8 protein-coding genes are annotated in these 15,749 nt (G+C 62.3%); all 8 read right to left on the bottom strand.

Translation table 11 applies throughout. The annotated features are described in order from the left end of the window. Positions 1-14 precede the first annotated feature (14 nt). Positions 15-1,490 carry a D-glycero-beta-D-manno-heptose-7-phosphate kinase gene (rfaE1, locus tag Q4F19_RS04610; RefSeq protein WP_303540282.1) on the bottom strand — a complete coding sequence of 492 codons (1,476 nt, stop codon included), beginning with the start codon at positions 1,488-1,490 and terminating at the stop codon, positions 15-17. 13 nt (positions 1,491-1,503) lie between these two features. Beyond that, positions 1,504-2,691 (bottom strand): AGE family epimerase/isomerase, encoded by a 1,188-nt coding sequence (locus Q4F19_RS04605; protein WP_303540280.1) that lies wholly within the window; start codon positions 2,689-2,691, stop codon positions 1,504-1,506. After that, positions 2,675-3,253, bottom strand: coding sequence for a D-glycero-alpha-D-manno-heptose-1,7-bisphosphate 7-phosphatase (locus Q4F19_RS04600; RefSeq protein ID WP_303540278.1), 579 nt, complete (start codon positions 3,251-3,253; stop codon positions 2,675-2,677). The genes Q4F19_RS04605 and Q4F19_RS04600 overlap by 17 nt, the downstream gene beginning before the upstream one ends. Positions 3,254-3,278: 25 nt before the next feature. Continuing rightward, a complete protein-coding gene (locus tag Q4F19_RS04595) occupies positions 3,279-4,451 on the bottom strand; it encodes a lipopolysaccharide biosynthesis protein (RefSeq protein WP_303540276.1) in 1,173 nt (390 codons plus the stop codon). A 33-nt stretch (positions 4,452-4,484) separates the two neighbouring features. Continuing rightward, on the bottom strand, positions 4,485-5,303 hold the full coding sequence (locus tag Q4F19_RS04590; RefSeq protein ID WP_303540274.1) for an ABC transporter permease: 819 nt from the start codon (positions 5,301-5,303) through the stop codon (positions 4,485-4,487). After that, positions 5,300-6,421, bottom strand: coding sequence for a glycosyltransferase family 4 protein (locus tag Q4F19_RS04585; RefSeq protein ID WP_341850157.1), 1,122 nt, complete (start codon positions 6,419-6,421; stop codon positions 5,300-5,302). Before Q4F19_RS04585 ends, Q4F19_RS04590 begins: the two co-directional genes overlap by 4 nt. Positions 6,422-6,553: 132 nt before the next feature. Further along, positions 6,554-7,759 carry an aminotransferase class I/II-fold pyridoxal phosphate-dependent enzyme gene (locus Q4F19_RS04580; RefSeq protein WP_303540270.1) on the bottom strand — a complete coding sequence of 402 codons (1,206 nt, stop codon included), beginning with the start codon at positions 7,757-7,759 and terminating at the stop codon, positions 6,554-6,556. Between the two features lie 177 nt (positions 7,760-7,936). Then, entirely contained in the window at positions 7,937-15,340 is a 7,404-nt protein-coding gene (locus Q4F19_RS04575; RefSeq protein ID WP_303540269.1) for a type I polyketide synthase, read from the bottom strand. Positions 15,341-15,749: the final 409 nt, after the last annotated feature.

The following is a 15,749-nucleotide window of genomic DNA, read 5'->3' as shown; positions in this document are numbered from 1 at the left end:
CGGTCGCCAGCCACTCAGGCCGCTGCGACTTGAGCGCCGCTATCCGTCGAGCGACTGACGAGTCGCGAGGTCGAATGCCCTTCCTCGAGATTGACCAGCACCACACGCCCGCCACGTGCTTGAACTAGGTCGGCGCCAACGACCCGGTCGATCGTGTAGTCAGATCCCTTGACGAGCACGTCGGGCTGAAGCGCCTTAATGAGCTCGCCCGGCGTATCCTCATCGAATAGCGCGACAATAGCGACGCCTTTGATGCTGCCCATGACGGCGGCTCGTGCATTCTCGTCCTGAATGGGACGCGTCGGTCCTTTCAAGCGCCTGACGGAAGCGTCGGAATTCAAAGCCATGATCAATCGATCGCAGGAGTCCGCTGCCTGGCGGATCAGAGACACATGTCCTGGGTGGAGAAGGTCGAAGCACCCGTTGGCAAATCCCACTGTGAGCTTCTGGTGCCCCCATTGACGGCGTAGCGCGAGGGCATCCTCAAGCGTCGTCAAGCGACCGTCATGGACATCGGGATGAGCAACATCGATGCTGATCGATGCGGCAAGCTCGTCGCGGCTTACGTTGGCCGTGCCGACCTTGGACACAACGATCCCGGCTGCGTGGTTGGCAAGCCGCATCCCTTCGACGAAGGGCATACCGACAGCGGCCGAGGCGGCCAGCACTGCAACCACTGTATCGCCGGCACCCGATACATCGAACACATCCTGCGCGACCGTCGCGAGATGCGTCGGCGATCCGTTGACTGGGAAAAAGGACATGCCCTTTTCAGACCGAGTTAATACGATATCCGCGCCACAAACCTCCTGGGCTGCCGCCACTGCGAGCGCTGCCTGCTCGTCGGTCTCGCATGGCAGCCCTGTAGCGTCGGCCAGTTCCTTCCGGTTCGGCGTCAGGACGGTGGCGCCACGATACGCTGCGAAATCCCGGCGCTTCGGATCGACGAGGAGCGTCTTGCCGGTACCGTTGCAGTGATCGATGACAGCGCGGAGTACTGCGTCCGAGCAGGCGCCCTTCCCATAATCCGAGAGGATGGCGACTTGCGCCCCGTCGATCGCGTCGAGCGCGGCCTTAATGAGGCGAGCCTCGACCGTACCGGCGCAAGGCTCGACGTCTTCATGGTCGACGCGGACAATCTGCTGATGGGCACCAATTATGCGGAGTTTGCGGGTCGTCCGCCGGCCCGGAACCGCAAGCACGCCACTGCAATTGACATCGCCCCTCGTGCGCAGGCATTCGACAAGCTCGTCGCGGGCGCTATCCGGGCCGGCCAACCCGACTAGATTGCTGCCCATCCCCAACGTCGCCAGGTTTGCAGCGACGTTCGCAGCTCCGCCAGGAACGGCATTTTCCGAAAGCACGCGCATCACCGGGACCGGGGCCTCCGGTGAAATGCGGCTGACCTCGCCGGACATGTAGCAGTCTAGCATGACGTCGCCGATAACGGCGACACGAAAGTTAGGAAAGATATCGAGATAGCTTAGCATCGCGCACCGATACTCAGATCGTCGGCTGGAGGCGAGAGGCGACTGACGTAATCCGCATGGCCTCGGTGGCCGCGAGGAACAGGTGGTACAGAGAACTCGCGGGTACATAATCGACGAGAGCCCGGCCGCCACGATCGAGATGGTCGAGCCATCCGCCTGCGAAAGGGCGGTCCAGAAAGTGCTGCAAGAGCCGGCCGGCCATCCGATCGGCGAACGCTGCCGCGGAACGATCTCCCCTTTCGTGGCGGGCAACAGCGGCCTTGATCGCTTCGGTGTGCGGCCACACCCGATGCGAGCACTTCACTGGCAGCATCGCCGTGTCGACTTCATCCAAGATGAGCTGGTTGGGCGCGAAGCCGCTTTCGCATGCTGTGCGATACAGTGCCTCAATCCAGCTACTCTGGTCCGCGCCCGTAACCTGCTCAAAGCGATCGAGAAGCCACACCCACTCGAAATGGTGGCCGGGCTCGAATACGGATGCCCTGATCGGATCGGGATGCGGCCGCCAATCCGCCTCGAAATATTCTAGCAGGACGCCAGGTTGGGCTTTGAAGAGCCGCTGCTTAAAAAGGTCGATAATCGCCGATGCGCGATCGATATAGCCGCGGCCTGAAGCCGCCGAGTCCAGAAAAAGATATGCCTCGAGCAGGTGCATCAGCGGATTCTGCCGCTTGATGCCGTCCCTTAGCGGAAGCGAATCGAATAAGCCGCCATGGCTCGGATCCTCGAGATTTCTGTCGATGAAGGAGACGATACGATCGGCCAGATCGAGCAGCCTGGGGTCGTTGTTGAGCTGATAGAGCGAAGCAATGGCGAACAGAACGAATGCGTGAGCATAAGCGTCTCGCACGTCGGAGACGATGCTCCCATTCTCATCGGCGGAGAAGAGAAAGAAGGTGGTGCCGTCGCTGTCCCTGCCAAAGGTTCGAATGAGCGAACTCATCGCCGCTTCGGCAAGTGGGCCGCCGTCGGGAAACCACCCTAACTTCGCCGCATGAGCAAAAACGTAGATCTGGCGTGCTTGAACCATGCTCCGGTGCGGGACGTCGACAGGCTTGCCCCCCCAGTCCAGTCGCTCGCGGAAGCGATTACGTTGTCGATCGAAGCCGTCATCCGCCCACAATGGGAGCGCCCGCTCGACGACTGCTTCGTGGTAGGCTTCAAGATTCGCACCTTGGGCTGGATCAGCTTCGAGGGTCATGCATCTCTCCGGCTGTGCGAATGGCGCGCCTGTCCAATTTCGAAATCAAGGGGTAAACCGTCGCAGCGAGATCGCAAACGTTGGCCGGCACCTTGATTTCTGCGATACCCGCTCTGTGTGCGGCTTCGACATCGCTATCTTTGTCGCCGACCATGAAGCTGAGTTTCGGATCGATTGGCCACTCGTTCATCGCCCGAATGAGCATGCCGGGGCTTGGCTTCCGATCCTCGTGTTCGCGTGCGAATTCCGCTACGATTCCGTTCGGGTGATACGCACAATAATAGAATGCATCGATCCAACCGCCGTGCCGACGCAATTCTGCCTGCATCGCTTCGTGAAATCGCTCGATATCTGAGACGCTGTAAAGCCCGCGCGCAACGCCGGATTGGTTCGTGACGACGATGACGAGATATCCCGCCTGATTAAGATTGCGGATCGCCTCGATCGCGGTCGGCGTGAAGACGAGCATCTCGGGACGGTAGGTATAACCATTGTCGATGTTAATCACGCCGTCCCGATCGAGAAAGGCCGCCGGTCTGGGGACAGCTGCTTCGCTGCTCATTTCCGACCCCGAACGAAGGCCGGCCTCAGGCCGCGTGCTCACGGACACCGGCGACGATCAGCCAGCCAATCGAATAAGCAAGGAGCAGCGCGATCGTGACGGTCGCAAGGATCTTCCACCGCTCGGGGAAGAGCGCCTTGACCGGCATGTTGGCATCCACGACGCGGACCAGATAAAGCTGCTGCCGCAGGGCCTGGTCCTGCGCCTTGTCGAGGCTCGCTGCAGCCGCCTCGTATCGCTTGGCGAGAAACTGCTGACGGATTTGCAGGTCTTCATAGCCGCCGATGCCCGCCGCGATTGTGTTGCTGCCCCCGGTTAGCCTTCCCGATTGCGCGGCGAGTTGCGCCTCGAGTGCGGACACATGCGAAGCCAGCGCACGATACTGAGGACTGTTGTGATCGATCATCGATCCCATGGCGGACAATTGCGCGCGGGCGCCCGAGAGCTGACCGGTCAGCGTGGAAACGAGACCGATCTGCGCACGTCCGGAAACCTCGGGATCGATATCACGCCGCGTCTGTCGGTAACTGGTCAGCCGGCCTTGCGCATTCGCGAGGGCAGCCTCCGCATCGGCGAGCTGCTTGCGCGATGTCTCTATCGCATCGTTATAGGATCGATGGTTGAGGAAATTGACGCGTTGTTCACCCAGTTCGAGCAATCGGCGAACGATCGCATAAGAGTCTGTGGGCGTGAAGGCATGTACTTTGACCGTCGTAATACCGGTGTCGCCATCATAATGGACAGCGACTTGCTTGCGATAATATTTCAAAAGTTGCTCTGGCGTGGGATCATCCTTCCGGAGCCGGCTTAAGTAATCGATCTCAGGGCGATGAAACCGTTCGACGAGGCCGAGCTTCGCGCGAAGTGCAGAGACTGCATCGTGCGACGTCAGGTAATCGGCAACACTCGTTGCATCACCGCTTGATGAGGTGGAACCGGTCACCATGCTCAATGCTTGAGAAATGCCGGTGCCTGGCACCGTAGTGGTATTGGCCGACTTGACGATGAAATGCGCTTCCGACTCGTACTGATCGGACGCGATCAAAAACAAATATGCAGCCAATACGATCGTCGGAAAAGCCACAAACAGTCCGAATACGCGGCGTTGCCAGATCCAGCGTTTGACATTGTCGAGCGTACTCGATCGACGAAGATCCGTTTCGTCCAACGCCGGCTTCATAATGCCATGCATATTCATCGCGTTACCTATGATCCTCAACCGATACCGACTTCAAGCCAGATGGATATGCTCGCGCAGTCTACGCATCATGACGAGGCCAACCCACGTCAGCACCATACAGGAGCCGATCAAGTACCGACCTGAAAATTCGTCCAAATTAGCAGATTGGAACCAGCCGTATCGCACCAGTTCAAAAACGCTCGTCAATGGCACCCAGGCGAGCCATTCCCGATAGGGATGCGGGAGCCAGTGCAATGGCAGAAACGCACCGGATAACCCGACCATGAAATAACTATAGGGATGGACAAGCCGGCCGACCGTCCGATTTTCATAGGTGATCGCCGAAATAAGAAAGGCGTGACCCATTGCATACCAGAACATAAGAAACCATGCCATCAGGAGCGGTAGTGGGCGCGCAGGCCAGTCTGCCATGCCAACGAGAACGAGCAAGCTCATCAATATGGCGAATGTTGCGAAACCGCCTGCAAACTCAAGAAATCCCCGGGCCAGATTGATATCGAACACGGTAACTTGTTTGTGGTAGAGAAGCGATGCATTGGCCTCGACACCGCCTTCTGCGCGATTGACGATTCCCCGGAACAGAATGAATGTCGTGTAGCCCAGAACCGCGAAGGGCACGGGCTTCATGTCGCCACCGTACGGATTGCCATGTCCACTGGCCCCGTGGAGTGAGCCGATCACGGTTGCAAGGAGCATCGGCTCGCCGATCATCCAGAGGTAGCCGACATTCTCCCGGCCATAGCGCGTATGAAGTTCGCGCAAAATCAGCGCCCCGATGACGCGCGCTTGGGTAGCAAGCGCTTCTAGAAACGTCGTTTCACGCGCGGCGGTCAGGGGGCGGGTACTCATGCACGGGTCCTATGCAACAGTTTGAGAGCGATGGCGATATGCTGGGGCCACGTAGGCGCCGCCCATCGCTTAAGACGCTCTAACTGCGCCATTCGATCTTTGCCGTCGGGCTGCGCATAATCTGAGACGGCGCGAAGCCACCCCATCCCGTCGAGGGGATCGAGATATTCCGGTATGCCGCTTCCCGCTTCACGAAACACCGGAAGATCGCTGCAAATGACTGGCACGCCCAGGCTGAGGGCTTCCGCAATCGGCATGCCATATCCTTCGGCGAAGGACGGCATCAATAACGCGCACGCGCCCGGCAACAGCGCGGCGACTTCTCTATCGGAAAGCCGTCCCTCCTCCTCGACGCAGTCTTTCAGAGCCGGGCAACGCTCTAGCATATCGACCACCTGCTCGTTTTCCCAGCCGCGGCGCCCGATGATGATCAGGCGCGGTATCGCGAGCGCGCCGTACTCCTCGGCCATGCGTCGCCACAGGTTGAGCAGCAGCAGATGATTTTTTCGTGGCTCTATGGTCCCGATACAGACGAAATAAGGGCGGGCATTCGGCCGTCGGGGAGAGTTTGCCTGCTGGTGCAGGTGCGTGCCAAGATGAGCAACAACGGTTGCCGGCTCCCGGCCGACAATATGCATCCACGGCTGGAGCGCTTCCAGCGTCGCCTGAGAATTGGCAATCACCCCGTCCGCATAATCTAGGATCGTCCGAATGCGAACGTTATGCTCTGCCGCACCCCCGGGCCGGGCATATTCAGGATATTGGAGGGGGATCAAATCGTGGACGAGACAAACGAATCGCGCGCGCTCTCGTTTAAGAATGCTGGCCACGAGATCTGGTTTTGTCAGATTGTTAGGGGACGCCTGAACGTAGAATGGTCGTGGCGCGTCGGGCGCGCGCTGATGTATCCGTGGGCGAAGAGCGGTCAGGGTGCTCATCGCAAAGCGGCGCATCTCCCAGACGGACGCAAAGCCTTGATGATCCCACCTCTCTTCTGTTGCATCGAGAAAGCGCAGCACGCTGGCGCTTGGAATCCTGCCGTAAAATCCGCTGGGATGGACTGCAGCAAAGCGGAGTCGCTGTGGCGCCGCAGCCAGGAATCCCCGAGCGTAGGCCATCTCGCAGCGATCCACTCCCGTCGGCGTCGCGTGGAAAACGCGGGACAACAGGCGCGATAAATCGAGGATAATCTCGGGCTCTTGGGTCGATGAGGACGACATTGACATCCAGTACCTTACCGGCGCCGTCTCCTATCGCGCCGCAAGCCGGTTCGCCAGATCAGTGAGATCGACTGGCATATCGCGTAATTCAGCGATCGTTTCGGCGACGCTCCTAGCAACACGATCGAGCTGTTCCTGCTCGTGGAGGCTCGAGATGAAGAAGCGCAGCCGCGCGCCCTGTTCTGGCACAGCGGGATAGATGATCGGCTGGACATTGATGCCTCGCGCGAACAGCGCGTCGGCAGCCCGAGCAGCTACGATCGAACTGCCAGTCATTACAGGCACGATCGCGCTGCCAATCGACAGTCCAGTATCGAGGCCGTGCGCGCGAGCCGTCTTGAGGAAACGTGCGCTGTTCGCCTGGAGCCGGGCGATCCGCTCAGGCTCGGCTGCCATCATCTCCAAGCTGGCCAGCGCGGCGGCGGCGATGGGGGGTGGCAGGCCGACCGAATATACGAAGCCCGGGGCCGAATAGCGCAAATATTCGATGAGCTGGCGACTGCCGGCGATGTAGCCACCGCAGCCCGAAAGGGTCTTGGATAGCGTGCCCATCCACACATCGATCTCGCCGGGATCAACATCGGAATGCTCGAAGATGCCGTGGCCCTTGGTGCCCAGCACGCCGAGCGAATGTGCCTCATCGACCATGATGTGCGCGCGGTGGCGGCGGGCGATTGTGATCAGGCGGGCCAAGTCGGGAATGTCGCCGTCCATGCTGTAATGGCCTTCGACCACGATCAGGGCTCGATCGGCACCCGACCGCGCCTGTCCGAGCAGACGATCCAGCTCGTCCATGTCGTTGTGCGGGAAGGCAATTCGCTGGGCGCCGCTCAGCAGCGCCCCCTGGACGATGCTATTGTGCGACAGCGCATCATGCACGATCAGGTCGCCGCGGCCGACGAGATGGCCGATGACGGTGACATTCGTCGCGTGGCCGCTGACCAACGTCAGCGCATCCTCGGTCCGGTAAATGGCGGCGAGCTTCTCCTCCAGCGCCAGATGGATCGGGCGCTCGCCCGAGACAATACGACTTGCCGAAACAGAGGTGCCGTAACGATCGATCGCGTTCTTTGCGGCGTCGGAGACCCGCGGACTCCCGTTGAGGCCGAGATAATTGTAGGACACGAAGTTATCGTAGATTTGGCCCTCTATCGTCGATCGGGCCCCGGCGATGCCTTCGTGGACGCGAAAATAGGGATTGGCGATTCCGAGTGCATCGCCCGCCCGCTGGACCATCGCGATGTCGCCTGCGACGTCGCTGCGGCCTAAGGGCGCACGTGGCTCCGGAAGAGCTTCAATATGTGGCCCGGGTTGCCGCGCCGAGAGCCGCGCAAGGAGCTGGGCCTTGGCAGCGCCGGAAAGTCCGAAGGAATCAGTCATATGGAGGATCGGTCGCACGAGCATGCGGCCAGATCAAGGCGCTCCCGCGGCAACTGCGGCCATACCGGGCTCCGCAGCCGGTATTGCCTCTGCGGTGGGGATGCCGCTGGACCCTTCGTGAAGAGCAAGGCGCTCCAAGAGCTTCGACGTCTCGTCGGTCGGGGCGCCATCCCCTTCGCTTCCCAAGCCGCGGATGATCCGTCCAGCCATCGCCGACAGCGTCGCGCCTTCGGACAGGGCAAGCAGCGGGATCGACAGGCCAAAGCGATGTTCGACGGCAAGGCGAAGCTCGACTGCCATCAGACTGTCCATGCCAAGCTCGGCGAGCGGGCGCTGTGCCTCGACGCGTTCTGGCGCAAGCTTCATGATCCGCGCGACCTCCTCGACGAGTAGGGCGGTGACGCGCTCGCGCGCTTCCTCCGGACTGAGATCAGAAAGCAGGGCCGCGAGATCAATCTCGCCTGCTTCGTCGGTTCCGGACAATGCCATCTCCGAGAAGAGGGGGGAGGCGACGAGCGGTAGGCGGCTCTTCATGGCGCCCCAGCGCACCGTTGCGACACCCGCGACCGGAATCCCGGAAGCCAGCAATGTCGGTATGCGATTGAGAGCCTCCTGTGCGGAGAGATGCGCGCCACCGAGCTGTTTGGTCAGCATCTCGCTTACTTGGAGTTCGCGGGCGAGATAGCCGGCGTCTCCGATCGGCCCCCATTGGATGGCAAGCGCGGGCAGCCCTTCTGCGTGACGGCGCTCGGCAAGCGCCTCTATCGCGGCATTGGCGGCGACATAATTGCCCTGGCCCGGATTGCCGAGCGGTGTCGTTACTGAAGAGAATAACAGGAACAGGTCGATTGGATCCTGGCGGGTCAGCCGGTCTAGCGCCAGGGCGCCCCGGAGCTTCGGGGCCAGCGCGCGCTCGAAGCGTCCGGCATCCAATGCACTGAGGAGCGCGTCGTCCATAGCAACGGCTGCGTGGACCACTCCCGAGATCGGTCCCAGATCTGCGCGGATCATATCGAGCGTGGTGGCCAGCTTCGCCTCGTCAGCGACATCGACAGCATAGGCCTTGGCAGCGACTCCCATTTGAGCGAAGTCCGCGAGGAGGGCGTCGGCGCCCTCAATGGCGGGTCCGCGGCGGGACAGCAGGCCAATCTTGCGCGCACCATTGCGGGCTAGCCAGCGGGCTGCCTCGCGACCAAATCCGTCGAGCCCGCCCGTGACGACATAGACGCCTGGTCCCGCGGCGAAGGTGCAAGCGGTCGTTATGCGACGCGGCGCCACCGGCCCCGGCGTAAGCACGATCTTGCCGATATGGCCGGCGCTCTGCATGAGCCGGAATGCACTCTCGGCATCAGCATAATCGAACGTCCGGTGTGGTAGCGGACGGAGAGCGCCCTCCGCGAAAAGTGTTGCAATCTCGTCGAACAAGTCTGCGGCAAGCTTTGGTTGCTTAAGAGGCAACTGATCCGCGTCGATCCCAAAATAGCTGACATTGTGGCGGAACGGCCGCAAACCTACGCTGCTATTTTCATAGAAGTCGCGCTTGCCCAGCTCCAGGAACCGCCCGAAGGGCTTAACAAGGCCGAGACTGCGCCGCATCGCTTCTCCGCTCAGCGAATTGAGCACCACATCGACGCCTTCTCCGCCGGTCAGCCGCATCACGTCGTCACCAAAACTCAGCGAACGGCTGTCGAGCACCGCCTCGACACCAAGATTTTGGAGCAGAGCGCGCTTAGCGGGCGAGCCCGCCGTTGCGAGGACGCGTGCGCCGCGATGAAGCGCATATTGGATCGCGGCGAGGCCCACGCCGCCGGCGCCGCCGTGCACAAGCACGGTCTCGCCGGAGGTGATCCGGGCGAGGTGGCCTAGCGAATAGGCTACGGTAAGGAACGCAACCGGCACGGTTGCGGCAGCGGCGAAGTCGAGGCCCGCCGGCATCCGCATAATCGCATGTGCCGCGGTGACGGTCCGCGTTGAGAGAGAAGCAGGAGCGAACGCCATCACCCGATCGCCGGGCGCGAAGGCCGTCACGCCTTCACCGACGGCGGTGACTAGCCCTGCGCACTCCAAGCCCAGCGTCGGACCCGCAAAGCCGTCAAGCAGGGCCTCGTCGGGAAGCAGGCCCATCGACCACATGACATCCCTGAAGTTAAGGCCGGCAGCTTTCACTTCGATCGCCACCTCATTCGCCTTAGGCGCAGTGACGTCACCTTCCTGCCAGCCAAGCGAATCGAGCAAGCCTGGCCTCTGAATCGCGAGCCGGAGCGCCCCGCTCTTTACTGCTTCTGCGTCAGGCAGACCGTTCCTGACGCGAGTGACGACACGCCCATGCGTCGTCCACGCGATCTCGTTCTCGTCATCTGGCGACGCAAGCTCCGCTGCCGCGTAGGCGGCGGCCGCGTCGAGCGGCAGATCGGGATCGAGACGGACTAGGCGCAAACGAACGTGCGCCGCTTCGTTCGCGAGTACGCGTCGGGCACCCATCAAAGCCGCCGCATCGGTATCCCCGTCGGCGCGGCCATGCACGATCAGCGTGATATCGTGCTTTGCGTCGATCGGCAGCGCCGACAGCCCGGCAATGAGCGCTAGCCGCTCCTCGAGTCTGGGCAATCGCGTCCCGAACACGATCGCGACAGCACCGGTGATAGTGCCAATGTCGTCGAGTCCGCAAACGCGGACTTCTCGATCCACCCGACCCGCTATGGCTTCAGCCAATTCGTCACCATCTGCCGAGACTACATGGATCGGGCGAGTTGGGGCAGGCGCAGCGGACTGCACGCGGGAGAGCTTTCCTGCGATGAGATCCATCGGCCAGAGGCCTCCCGCGATCGGGCGCGATTGCAGGCTTTCGAAACCCGCACGTGCAAGGAGCGCCGTCCAGCGACCAGCGTCGCTCGGCGGGGCGAGGAACGGGCGCAGCAGCGGCCATACGCGGTTGGCACCGGGCTCGGCGAGGAGCACGAATCCGCCCGGTGCCAACGGCGCCGCAAGGCTGGCGACATTGGCGCCGCCATCGTCGGCGAGGCTCAGCGAATGCATGCCAACGATCAGGTCGAATGGGTCGTCGTCGAGCGTTTCGCCCGGGGACCAGCCGATCGCCCCGGCGCGCGGCTCACTGGATAGTGCTTCGGCAAGCGCGGGCAAATCGTCCGGGGTGGTTGCCGCGACGAGACGAAGCTCGGGATCGTCGAGGCGGCGGAGCAATTCGCGCGACAGGCGACCGCGTCGCGCACCGACCTCAAGAATTCGGAAGGGGTGACCTTTGGGCCGGCTCGCCACTGCTCGGACGACAGCCGCAACGAGCGCCTCAATACCGGCTTCACCGGAGGGGGAATCACTGAGGAACTGGTCCCAGAGCGCGGGCGGCAAAGCTGGCGCAACACCGGACCCATCTCGCAGCAACACCGGAAGCGTCTGACCGGCGAGCGACAGCAAAGCCACATCAGCCACCGCAAGCGGCGCATCGTAGAGCAGGGTGCGCAGGATCGCATCAGAAGGTGGAAGGTCCTGCGTCGCGAAGCTCCATGATCCATCGCCATCCTGTTCGGCGAGGCCGTCCGCAGCGAGCCAACGGAGCAACTGATCAAATTGCGGGCGGCTTTCTGGAGACACCTGACCAGTTCGGAACAGGTCCTGTGGAAACAGCCGACCGGAGCCGGGAACCAAACTGCGGAGCGTCTCGGCGGCAATCGCCGAGGCGAAGGCATCGGCGAGCAGGCGACCTTCCTCGACGGCTGGTTCCGCTATGGAGCCAATGACGGTGGCGATCGACAACTCGGCTGTCGCAGCAACGCTGCCCCGGAGCTGGCTCGTCACGAGCGCAGGATGAAAGTAATGCTCGTCGTTACGTGAGCCGCGGCTCATCGCGACGCGCACGAACCAGCAATCGACCAATTCGGCGATGATCGCACCGCCGGCATCGATCAACGCGACATTGGCGCGTACAGAACGCGGACCAACGCGGGTAACGGCAAGTCGCGCCTCAACCGGCACCGCACCTTCGGGCGTCAGCAGCCGAATCCTGCCGAATCGCCACGGCAGTACGCCCATATCCTCGCCCAATCGATCGGCTGCGAGCGCGAGCAGGCCCTGTAGCGCGCCGTCGAGCAGATTGGGGGCTAGTAGATAACCCGCGCCGAGATCGGGGGCATCGCAGAAGCGAACGACCGCGCTGTCCTCACCGGTGATGTCGATGCTGTCGACCACCCGGAAGGCTGGGCCGTAATCGAGGCCTAGACGCGAGGCTAGCGCATAAAGGCTGGCACCGGAAAGGTGTGCGGAGGCCGCAGTTTCGGTGGCAGTTACGCTGCCCGACGACGCGAGCGAATCGCTCTCCACCAGTCGACCGGACATGTGGATCGTCCACGGATCGTCGGTCAGGCGCGGGTGCGATGCGAATTCAAACTCACCGGTGGCGGCACTGACGCGCAGGCGAAGCTCGCGCATCACATGCGGTTCGAGCACCAGCGCGCGGCCGATCTCGACTTCCAGCAGTTCCAATGCGAGTGCGCCCGGCTTGCGCTGGCGTGCCGCGGCCAGCGCCAGATCGAGCATCGCAGCAGCCGGCATGACCGCCGCACCACCGACAACGTGATCGGCCAGCCATGGCAGCTGCTCGATCCCGAGATGGCGCACCCATTCTAGCGGTTGCGGACCGACGCGCTGGCCGAGCAATGGATGATCGTACGGCACGGTCGCAGGATCGGTCGACTCGTTGGTACGCGGCACCCAAAAGCGCTCACGCTGCCAGGGATAACGGGGCAAGCCCTGTAATTCGGCCATGTCCGCAAAGACGGCGCCGCCGCGAATGTCTCCGCCGGCGGCGTGGACACGCGCTGCAATGGCGGCGATCGGATCGTGCTTGATCGGGCGGCGCGAGAGCGTCGGCACGACGCGACCTTCCTTGTCACCCAGCCGAAGCGCATCGTTCAGATAGGCTTGCACCACGGGATGCGGCCCGACCTCGACGAAGATCCGGTAGCCGTCCGCGACCAGCGCCTTGGCCGCCTCTGCGAAAAGGACGGGCTGCCGCACGTTGCGCCACCAATAGCCGGCGTCTAGTTCGGTGCCGTCCAGCGCCTGCCCCGTGACGGTGGAAACAAAGAGCGTATCGCTCTTTCCAGGTGCCAGATCGGCAAGATCGGCGCGGATATCCGACTCGATCGGATCCATCGCGGCGCTATGAAAGGCATAATCGAGATCGAGGCGCGTGAAGCGCCAGCCGCGCGCTTTGCTCTCTTCTTCTAAAGCCTCGATCACGTCTATCGGACCGGCGACTGTGACCGCAGCCCCGCTATTATGCGCTGCGATCTCGATGCCCCGCAGGTCAAATCCAGCCTCAGCTAGCGCCTTTGCTGCATTCTCTGCACCGAAGCCGAGCACCGCCATCGCGCCAATGCCATGGCGCGCCTGCTGAGCGCGACTACGCGCCGAGATCACGCGCGCCGCACTTTCCAGATCCAGCGCGCCGCTTGCCCACGCAGCAGCAACTTCGCCAACCGAATGGCCCATGGCCGCTTGGGCCTCGATGCCATAGTCGCGCAACGCGATCGTCAGCGCCACTTGAACGGCGAAGAGCGATGGCTGGGCTACGTCCGTATTGCGCAGGCGATCTGCGTCGGCCGCAGCGAGCATATCGATCACCGACCAGCCAAGATGAGGACGGAGCGCCGCGTCGACCATGCTCAACGCATTACGGAAAGCGGCACTGCCGGCCATGGCGTCAGATGCCATGCCCGCCCATTGGCTGCCATTGCCGGAAAAGATGAACGCGATCTTACCCGCGACGGCTGTGTTGGTGACCAGCCGGCTATGGGCACGGGTCTCAATATGCGCACTCAACGCAGCGTCGAGTTCGCTCGCGTCTGCGCCAAGCGCGACAAGGCGACGCTTGTGCTGACTGCGGTGCCGCGCCGCGCCGCGAAAGAGGGCGGCAAGAGCGGGGCGATCATGGGCCGTGCGGCGAATTACATCGCGCCACTGTGTCGCCACAGCGACAAGCGCAGCATCTGACCGAGCCGCTAATAAGAGGGGCGGAAGCACCTCCAGCGCGTCGTCCCGCCGCACTCCGTCTCCAGAAGGTCTGCGGACGTCCTTTTCTGCCACGGAAAAGAGCGAACGAGATTCAAGCACGGCGTGAGCATTGGTTCCGCCGAAGCCGAACGAATTGATACCGATCGTCCGTCGCCCCTCAGGCAATGGCTCTAAATCGTGTGCCAGCCGCAGGTTAAGCTCGTCGAACGCGATATTGGGGTTGGCCGCCGCGCTGTGGAGAGAAGGCGGGATCGCTCCATGCTGTGCCACCAGCATCGCCTTGAGCAGGCCGGCCATCCCGCTGCCTGCCTCAAGATGGCCGATATTAGTCTTGACCGAGCCGATCGGCAGCGGATTCGTACGCGGCCTGCCAAGAACGCTGCCGAGCGCATTGGCCTCGATCGGATCGCCGGCCTGGGTGCCGGTGCCGTGAGCCTCAAGATACGACAAAGACTCGGGATCGATGCCGAAGCGGCCGTAGACTTGCGTCAGCAACGCGGCCTGCGCATCGCGGTTCGGCAGCGATAAGCCAGTCGTCCGCCCATCTGAATTGACGCCAGTGCCGCGAATCACCGCGCGGACCGGGTCGCCCGCGGCGATCGCATCCGCCAGCGGCTTGAGGATAACGATGCCGCCGCCCTCGGAGCGTACATACCCATCGGCATCGGCGCCGAACGCGTGGCAGCGGCCCTTGGGAGAGAGCATCGAGGCTGCACAGAATCCGACGAAGCTCTGCGGCGCGAGCAATAGGCTGACCCCGCCAACGATAGCCGCCTCAATCTGGCCCGCACGGATCGCTTCGCATGCCTGATGGAGCGCGACGAGTGACGAGGAACAGGCGGTATCGATCGTGAAGCTCGGCCCATGCAGGTCGAAGACGTGAGATATGCGGTTGGAAAGGATGGAAAGCGTGACGCCGATCATCGAGTAGGGATCCGTCGTCGAAACGTCGGCGACGTTGAGGTTCAGATAGTCCCACGACGATCCACCGACGAACACGCCGACATTTCGTCCGGCCAGTTCGACCATGTCGATTCCGGCGTCCTCGATTGCTTCATAAGCCAGCTCCAGCAGCAGGCGTTGCTGCGGATCCATCTGGGTCGCTTCGCGCGGACTGATGCCAAAAAATGCGGGGTCGAAGCCGGAGACGTCGCCGAGTGTGCCGGCCGCGAACGTATAGGCTTTACCGCGATGACCCTTTTCGGGGTGCAGCAGTTGCGCCTTGTTCCAGCGATCGTCCGGTATCTCCGTGACGGCATCGCGGCCCTCGATCAGCAGCTGCCAGAACGAGTCCAGATCGGGCGCACCTGGAAGACGGCAGGCCGCGCCAACGATCGCGATCGCTCCGGCCTGGGAGGCTTCGTCGTCTCCCCCCGAGACGCCGAAATCGTGACGCGATCTATTCAAAACGACGCTCCGACACGGCTCAACCGACAGAGCCATACTTATTGAAGGTGCTATAGCGGAGCGCTCTCCAGCGGCAACCCATGCGAGCTAGCTTGCTACGCCCGGTCGCTGAATTATCCCTGCTGGCGCGTGTTATAAAGGTGCCGTCCAGAGATCGTCCTTCGTTCGGTCTGATTAAGCGCTGACCAGGGCGGGCTGGTTCCGCGATGGTTAAGCTGAGCACACGGGCAGTGCCCTTTCGTCCGCCTTGCGGCGGCGAAAGTAGCAACGACCACATCGTCAAAGCCAAGCTGGACTAAGTGGAAGCTCCGCAGAGCGTGGGCGGCGATATTGAAGAGGCGCAGTGGTGATCCGCAATCAGCTAAACAGCCGCATCGTGAGCGCTGGCGCCGTGATGCGGGATTGCGCA

Origin of the sequence: Sphingomonas natans, assembly GCF_030546695.1 — a bacterium.
Classification (GTDB): domain Bacteria; phylum Pseudomonadota; class Alphaproteobacteria; order Sphingomonadales; family Sphingomonadaceae; genus Sphingomonas_I; species Sphingomonas_I natans.
The sequence above is the reverse complement of the archived record's forward strand: the minus strand, read 5'-3'. Positions and strand labels throughout refer to the sequence as shown.

Excerpts from the sequence above, each read along its gene's own strand:
- rfaE1 (WP_303540282.1), bottom strand. The coding sequence starts at position 1,490 with ATGCTAAGCTATCTCGATATCTTTCCTAACTTTCGTGTCGCCGTTATC.
- Q4F19_RS04605 (WP_303540280.1), bottom strand. The coding sequence starts at position 2,691 with ATGACCCTCGAAGCTGATCCAGCCCAAGGTGCGAATCTTGAAGCCTAC.
- Q4F19_RS04600 (WP_303540278.1), bottom strand. The coding sequence starts at position 3,253 with ATGAGCAGCGAAGCAGCTGTCCCCAGACCGGCGGCCTTTCTCGATCGG.
- Q4F19_RS04595 (WP_303540276.1), bottom strand. The coding sequence starts at position 4,451 with ATGAATATGCATGGCATTATGAAGCCGGCGTTGGACGAAACGGATCTT.
- Q4F19_RS04590 (WP_303540274.1), bottom strand. The coding sequence starts at position 5,303 with ATGAGTACCCGCCCCCTGACCGCCGCGCGTGAAACGACGTTTCTAGAA.
- Q4F19_RS04585 (WP_341850157.1), bottom strand. The coding sequence starts at position 6,421 with ATGGCCTACGCTCGGGGATTCCTGGCTGCGGCGCCACAGCGACTCCGC.
- Q4F19_RS04580 (WP_303540270.1), bottom strand. The coding sequence starts at position 7,759 with ATGGTCCAGCGGGCGGGCGATGCACTCGGAATCGCCAATCCCTATTTT.